Annotated in this window: 3 protein-coding genes; 2 read left to right on the top strand and 1 reads right to left on the bottom strand. The window is 63.8% G+C overall.

Going from position 1 to position 2826, the window contains the following annotated elements:
- A partial coding sequence (locus tag VGP39_RS10930) for a zinc-binding dehydrogenase (RefSeq protein WP_327568118.1) occupies window positions 1–1044 on the bottom strand: 1044 nt, incomplete at its 3' end.
- A gap of 167 nt (window positions 1045–1211) precedes the next feature.
- Between VGP39_RS10930 and VGP39_RS10935 the strand changes: the two genes are divergently transcribed.
- Entirely contained in the window at window positions 1212–2375 is a 1164-nt protein-coding gene (locus VGP39_RS10935) for a CynX/NimT family MFS transporter (RefSeq protein WP_327568119.1), read from the top strand.
- 94 nt (window positions 2376–2469) lie between these two features.
- The coding region (locus tag VGP39_RS10940; protein WP_327568120.1) for a PilZ domain-containing protein at window positions 2470–2826 on the top strand (357 nt) is incomplete at its 3' end.

Consider the following 2826-nt stretch of genomic DNA (forward strand, 5'->3'; position numbering starts at 1 on the left):
CTGCATCTCCAGCCACGGATATTTGTCGCGGGTCCGGTACAGCATGTCGACGCCGAGCGGCAGGTCGTTGCCGGTGAATCCCCAGGAGCCCAGCACGTTGAGGTCCTTGGTGCAGATGCGGTGCCACGACGTATTGATCGAACCGGCGTCGGTGAATTGCCCCATCTCGACATAGGTGCCGCCGTCGCGCAGCATCTCGATGCCTTCCGGGCCGGCGCTTGGATGTCCCGAGCAGTCCATCACCAGGTCGGCGCCAAAACCGCCGACGATGTCGCGCACTTTTTTGATGCGTGCCTCCGGCGTTGTGACTTCCTCGATATTCACTGTCGCCTCCGCGCCGAACTTGCGCGCCAGCGCCAATCGCGGCGCCTCCGGCGCGCCGACGCAGATCACCCTGCCCGCGCCCATCTCCTGCGCCGCGGCCACCGCCAGAATTCCGATCGGTCCGGAGCCCTGGATCACCACGGTATCGCCCCAGGTGAATCCGCCGGCGCGGGTGGCGCGGTTGAAGGCGCGGATGCAGGACGTCAGCGGCTCAGAGAGCGCGCCCAGCCGCAGCGACATGTCGTCAGGCAATTTGTAGATCTTGGTGCCCGGCAGCATGTCGAGATCGACATAGACGTATTCCGCCCAGCCGCCCCACAGATGCGGCGCCTTGTCGAAGCCGAGATAACGGCCGTAATATACCGGCGTCAGACACTTGTTGGCGCTCTCGGGATAATGGATGCAGTAATAGCAATGCCCGCACGGCATCAGCGGCGGGATCATCACCTTCGATCCAACGGTAAGCGGCTTGCTCATAAAGTCTTCGGAAAATTCCGACCCGACCTCGACCAGCACGCCGCCGATCTCATGCCCGAGCGTGAATGGCCACGGCAATTGCTTCGGCCAGTGGCCTTTAAGGATATGCAGATCGGTGCCGCAGACGCCGCAGGCCCCGACTTTGATCAGCGCGGCTTTTTTGGGGATTTTCGGCCAGGGCACGGTGCGGATGACCGGCTGCGCGCCGGGGCCGTCGTAGGTGCAGACGCGGATTTGGTTCATGAGCTTTCTCCCCGGCCCTTCGGCGATGGTTGATTCACTGCGTGGGCGCAGCAAGCGTATTTGAGTTGGGTGGAGATGCCAATGTTGGCGCCGTCCATTCGAGTGGCAGTTGACGAACCCGGCCTGTGGTCTCAGGTTGCAGGGAAATTTTCAACGGGAGCGACGCGTTGCGCAATCGCTGGGGCATTCTTGCGGTTCTGTTCGTGGTCCGCCTCACCATGGGCTTTCAGTTCCAGAGCGTCGCCGCAGTGGCGCCGCTGCTGATCGGTGACTTCGGCGTCGGCCTTGCCGACATCGGTGTGTTGATCGGCCTGTATTTTATCCCTGGCGTGGCGCTCGCATTGCCCGGCGGTGCGATCGGACAGAAGTTCGGCGACAAGACCACGGTCGCTGGCGCGCTGCTGCTGATGCTGGCCGGCACCCTTGCGATGGCGCTTTCGGTATCCTGGAGCGTTCAGATCGCGGGACGGCTGGTCGCCGGCGCCGGCGGCGTGCTGCTCAACGTGCAGATGACCAAGATGCTGACCGACTGGTTCGCGGACCGCGAGATCGCGACCTCGATGGCGATCTTCGTCAACTCCTGGCCGGCGGGTATTGCGATTTCGCTGCTGACGTTACCTGCAATCGGCGCGGCCTATGGCGTGAGCGCCGTGTATCTCGCCGTCGCGGCGATGATCGGATGCGGCACGGTGCTGTTCGCCGCGCTGTATCGGGCGCCGCCAAATCATGCCGTTGCTGCTGTCGCGACCGCGCGCCTCGATCGCAACACCTTCATCGCCGTGATCGCCGCGGCCCTGATCTGGAGCCTCTACAATGTCGGCTTTGCGACGATCTTCAGCTTCGGGCCTTCGATGCTGGTCGAAGGCGGCTGGTCGATCACCGCGGCGGGATCGACCATCAGCATCGTGCTGTGGCTCACCGTGTTCTCGGTGGCAACAGGCGGCTTTCTTGCCGATCGCATCGAACGTCCCGAATCGATTATCGTTGCGGGCTGCATCGTGTTCGCGATGCTGATGATCCTGCTGCCGCGCAGCGGCTCGGTCGTCACCGTCACCGTCGCGCTTGGATTGGTATGCGGGCTCCCGGCCGGTTCGATCATGAGCCTGCCCGCGCGCGTGCTGACGCCCGGGACCCGGGCGATCGGCATCGGCTCGTTCTTTACCGTCTATTATGCCGGCATGATGCTGGGGCCGGTCCTGGCCGGCGGATTCGCCAGATGGGCCGGCAGCGCCGGCGCCGCACTCGACTTCGGCGCAGCCATGATCCTGCTGTGTCCGATCATTCTATGGGGCTTCAACCGGATTCCGGTGGCGGTGTTGCGACCAGCCTGACCATTGCGGTTCATGCCGCTCCCATAAACGCATCGTTAACCTTGCCCGCCGTAGGGTTAACCGGCACCGGTCGGCCGGTGTCGGGTGGCATCGAATGGCGTTTGCACAGCATAAATCAGTTCTTCCGGCCGCCGAAGAGCGCCGGCGTTTTCAGCGTGTCAAGGTTCACCTGCTCGGCCGCTATATGCTGCCGGACCGCCGCGAGTTTCCGTGCCAGATCATCAATATGTCGCCCGGTGGCCTCGCGCTGCTGGCGCCGGGGATCGGCAATGTCGGTGACCGCGTGATCGCCTATCTCGATCATATCGGACGGGTCGAGGGCAAGATCACCCGCATCATCGACAACGGCTTTGCCATGAGCGTCGGCGCCACCGCGCGCAAGCGCGACAAGCTGGCGGCGCAGCTGACCTGGCTCGCCAACCGCGACATACTCAACCTGCCGGAAGACCGC

Source organism: Bradyrhizobium sp., from assembly GCF_036009065.1.
GTDB lineage: Bacteria > Pseudomonadota > Alphaproteobacteria > Rhizobiales > Xanthobacteraceae > Bradyrhizobium.